The organism is Novosphingobium sp. CCH12-A3, assembly GCF_001556015.1.
GTDB lineage: Bacteria > Pseudomonadota > Alphaproteobacteria > Sphingomonadales > Sphingomonadaceae > Novosphingobium > Novosphingobium subterraneum.
In genome coordinates this window covers 1-3,552 of the sequence record NZ_LSIA01000203.1, presented here as the reverse complement: position 1 = coordinate 3,552, position 3,552 = coordinate 1, and the positions used below count along the sequence as shown (strand labels likewise).

At 67.9% G+C, this 3,552-nt stretch carries 7 protein-coding genes and 1 pseudogene; 1 reads left to right on the top strand and 7 read right to left on the bottom strand.

Going from position 1 to position 3,552, the window contains the following annotated elements; translation table 11 throughout:
- From AX703_RS15385 to AX703_RS15365, 5 genes are all read right to left on the bottom strand, one after another.
- The coding region (locus AX703_RS15385) for a hypothetical protein (protein ID WP_062345304.1) at positions 1–453 on the bottom strand (453 nt) is incomplete at its 3' end.
- 15 nt (positions 454–468) lie between these two features.
- Positions 469–990, bottom strand: a complete 522-nt coding sequence (locus tag AX703_RS15380; RefSeq protein ID WP_062345302.1) for a hypothetical protein — start codon at positions 988–990, stop codon at positions 469–471.
- Complete coding sequence (locus tag AX703_RS15375) at positions 987–1,328, bottom strand: hypothetical protein (protein ID WP_062345300.1); 342 nt, start codon at positions 1,326–1,328, stop codon at positions 987–989. The genes AX703_RS15380 and AX703_RS15375 overlap by 4 nt, the downstream gene beginning before the upstream one ends.
- Complete coding sequence (locus tag AX703_RS15370; protein ID WP_062345298.1) at positions 1,315–1,779, bottom strand: hypothetical protein; 465 nt, start codon at positions 1,777–1,779, stop codon at positions 1,315–1,317. The genes AX703_RS15375 and AX703_RS15370 overlap by 14 nt, the downstream gene beginning before the upstream one ends.
- A gap of 52 nt (positions 1,780–1,831) precedes the next feature.
- The gene (locus AX703_RS15365; protein WP_062345296.1) at positions 1,832–2,452 is read right to left on the bottom strand and encodes an SOS response-associated peptidase; all 621 of its coding nucleotides are present in this window, start codon (positions 2,450–2,452) and stop codon (positions 1,832–1,834) included.
- Positions 2,453–2,549: 97 nt separating this feature from the next.
- Between AX703_RS15365 and AX703_RS15360 the strand changes: the two genes are divergently transcribed.
- The gene (locus AX703_RS15360) at positions 2,550–2,741 is read left to right on the top strand and encodes a DUF6771 family protein (RefSeq protein WP_062345293.1); all 192 of its coding nucleotides are present in this window, start codon (positions 2,550–2,552) and stop codon (positions 2,739–2,741) included.
- An 11-nt stretch (positions 2,742–2,752) separates the two neighbouring features.
- Here the strand turns inward: AX703_RS15360 and AX703_RS15355 are convergent, their stop codons facing one another.
- Both AX703_RS15355 and AX703_RS15350 read right to left on the bottom strand, forming a co-directional pair.
- Positions 2,753–3,109, bottom strand: a complete 357-nt coding sequence (locus AX703_RS15355) for a hypothetical protein (protein WP_062345291.1) — start codon at positions 3,107–3,109, stop codon at positions 2,753–2,755.
- A 163-nt stretch (positions 3,110–3,272) separates the two neighbouring features.
- Positions 3,273–3,552, bottom strand: a pseudogene (locus AX703_RS15350) (DUF736 domain-containing protein); the annotation flags it as partial.

The window sequence follows — 3,552 nt, the reverse complement described above, 5'->3', positions numbered from 1 at the left end:
GGGGACGCCGTGAGTGGCGGCTATCCGCAGCGCCTGGCCGGTGCCGCCCGAGGCCTCGCCGTCGGCGGTCCAGCACAGCACGAATTCCGCGGGGCTATCGAGGCTCGCCCCCAGTACCTGAAACACGTTGCGCGTGTGAAGCGCCTGGACGAACGCCGAGAGCCCAGCAAAGGCCGGATGGTGCGCGGCGGCGATGGTGCGTGCCCTGCCCCAGAGCTCGGCGCCGAGCGTCTCGGGATGGAACTCGCTTGCCGAACCGCGCCAACCCGCCGCCGGCAGGAAGATCTGCGCATCGCGGCCGGCCCCGCGCTCGAACGCGCTGTCGGCGCCGATCGCGTGGCCCGAGCGCAGGACATAGCCGCGCTTGTTGAGCGCGAAGGCGGCGCGGGTCATCAGACTGAGGATCTCGGGCGGCGTCGCGCGCGCGCCGATCCCGGCATAGAAGCGAGGCATGGACTTGGACTCCCTTTAGGAACGCCCAGCTCCAGCCCCCTCCCCTTGCCCACTGTCGGCGGCAGCGACCGTGCCGGAACCGTAGGCGGCCAGCAGGTTGCGGTGGAGCACCGCGTTCTGCGCGGGGAAAAAGCTGCCGTCGGCGTTCGCCCGGGTGATCTGGAGCGCGGCAGCAACCACGTCGCGGAATGGGCGCATGACGGCGCGCGAGCCCTCGTAGGTTACCGGCTGCGGAAATCCCGCCGCGATCCAGGTGGCGGGTTCCACAAGGTCGTCGAGCCAGGCCTGTGCGTGTTCGGGCAAGGGCAGCTCCGCCGAGACCAGCCACAAGGTCCGATATGTCCCGAAATCATGGGCATTGGCGACAAGGGCAAAGCCGAGCGGCAGCGGCGGCTCGCCGTTGATGGCAATGATTGCGGCCTTGTAGGCGAGCAGTTCGAGGGTGTTGGCCGCTGCAAAGTCCGCGCATTGCCCGAGCTGCGCGCAGGGCTCATCGGCGGGACCGGCGCCGAGTTCGAGGATCCGGTGCCGGCTCATCGCGCTGCCTCCTCGCAGGCGTCGGGATACCAGGCGAGTTCCACCGCGTCGGGATGGGCGGCATCGAAGGCCGCAATGCGCGCATGGGTGATCAGGCCTGCGCGATCCTTGAGCCCAACATAGCCGCCGTAGAAGCGGCCGCCCGCTGCAACGAACTGGGCGTGGATGTCTTCGCTCACCGCCTCGGTGACGAAGAAGCCCGGCACGCCGGTGATGTGCGCAGGTGGCAGGACGCCGAGCATGTCGTCGAAGAAGGCCTCGCTCACCCGCGACAGCGGGAAGCGGGCGAGCACTGCCTCGCGCGAGGCGGCCAGGAAGGCCCCGTCAGCTACGGTCATTGGGCTCACCTTCGGTAACGATAAAAGGCGGGATCGACACTTCGGCTCGGGCCATCGCACGCTTGAGGTCACGCAGCCGCGAGAAGTCGCCGATCCATGATTTCGAGAAGAGAACGGTACCCTCTTCGTTGGCGAAATAGCTTCGCGGAGAACCGGCACCGTCGAAGACAACGATTTCCGGGTCGAAGGCTCCCAAGCAGCCTCCTGACCAACGATGGAAATGCAGGCCGTGTTCCATACAGAAATCATCGACTTCGTCGATCAGCCCACCGTTGAGTTCCATACCATAGAGCTCTAACGGCATCGCTTCGGGTAGAACGGCAGGATCGAACGGTTCGCCGTCCCAATCGGTGCGCAGGTCATAGTGGGCCGCGTGTGCGGCAAAGGCTTCGAGATGTTCGCGCGGCAGTGCGCCGCCGATGGTGATGTGAACGGGGGCTCGGTCGCCCATGGGCTAGGTCCTTTCGCTTGGGTCTGATCCGACCGGCGAAGCCCCCCTCCCCTCAGCCTGGCGTCGCCGCGGACCTCCCTGCCCCCCAGCGCTCGGCTGTGCGGTCGACGGCGAGTTCATCGGGACAGGTCTGGCAGAGCGCGAAGGCTTCGGCGGGCGTGCCCGCGAGCCACTGCTCCCAGTTCTCTTGCGCGAGGACCACGGGCATGCGGTCGTGTACGTCGGCCATCTGCAGGCAGCCGTCGACCATGACCATCGAATAGGCCGCGCCCCACTCCTCGGTCGGACGCCACAGGCCTGCGACCGCGAAGACATCTGCTCCCGCAAGCGAGTACCAGGTCCGGGTCATCTGGCCCTTGATGCCCTCGGCGTCGGCCCAAGCGGTCACCGGGATCAGGCAGCGGCGGCGCTCGAAGCTTGGGCGCCAGAATGAAGTGCCGAGCTTGTCCTCGCGCGCGTTGTTGACGGGCTTGGGCTTGAGTGGCTGCCCGTTCTTGCCCTTCAGGATCAGCGGGAAGCCCCAGGTCATCACCCGCGTCTCGCCGTCGGCAACGACGAGGCCCGGATAGCCCGGATAGACTTCGGCCGCGAAGTTCGCGCCAGCGCCACCCCGCGCGCCGAACAGACGGGCGATTTCCGCAGTGGCCTTGGTCATGCGGTACAAGTTGCACATGCGGCGATGCTCGGCGGACCGCCCTGCCCTGTCAATCGGGACGAGCGGCGGCACCAGCCACCTTGCAAATACGTTCTTCTTATGTTCTCTTAAGGACATGGAACGAATCGATACGTCTGCTGTCGCTCATGCGATCCTGGACGCCCCGGGCTGGGCGCGGGTCGGCATCACGGCGCCAAGCTCCTGCCTGCGCGAGGATGCGGCACTCGAACTCGCTCGCGTGATTGCCGATGCGGTCGACGCGCCGGTCAGTGCGCCGTCACCGGAGCAATCCAGCCTGCCGCTCTGACACGCGCCTGCTCAGCCTGCGGGGCGGGCGAGCAGCGCCTCGATCTGCGGATCCAGCGTAAATCCGAAACGCCGGGCGATCTCGGCGGCGTGTTCGAAGTCGGCCGCGCTGACGTGGAGCGTGCGGGCGAGATCCGCGAGTGTCTCGCCCGCACGCGGCGCGGACAGGGCATGGAGATTCCCGTGCGCCTGCGTCACCGCGAACGGCCAGGTCATGGCCACGCCAATCACGTCTTCGGCGAGCACGACCAGCGTGTCTCCGGTATTGATGGCCTCGTCGCACTGGACCGCATCGTAGGCATTACCGGTGCTGGCAAAGGCGTGGTGGCGCCGGGCGGTGAATGCGAAGCGTTCACTGTCGGTCAGCATGTCTGGTCTCCGGGTATCCCCATGCAAATGAAGAGGCGGAACTCCGGGCGGGGGGCAGTGCCGGCGTTCCGCCTCAGGCCGCGCGGGGGGGCTCATTCGCGGCCTTTGCGTGGGCGGCGGGGACCCACTTGGGGTCCCCGCCGGTTGGAGTTGGACTTACCGATCAGGCGTCGACGAGCGGCGGCAGCGCGCCATCGTGTTCGGCGCCGTCCTTGGCACCCGCCCGGCCGCGCTTGGCGGGCGGGGTCGCGGTGCTGTCGCCCAGGCCGTCACCGGCCTGTTCCTCGCTGCGGTCGCCGCCGGCATCGTCAGCCGGGAACATGTCGCTCTCGCCGTATTCGGCGGTGCCGAGGCGGTTGTCACGGCGGCGTGGACGCTGCCAGGCCACCGCCATGGTGCCGTCCTCGCGCGGGAAAGCGGCGATGTAGAGCGGCTGCGCCATC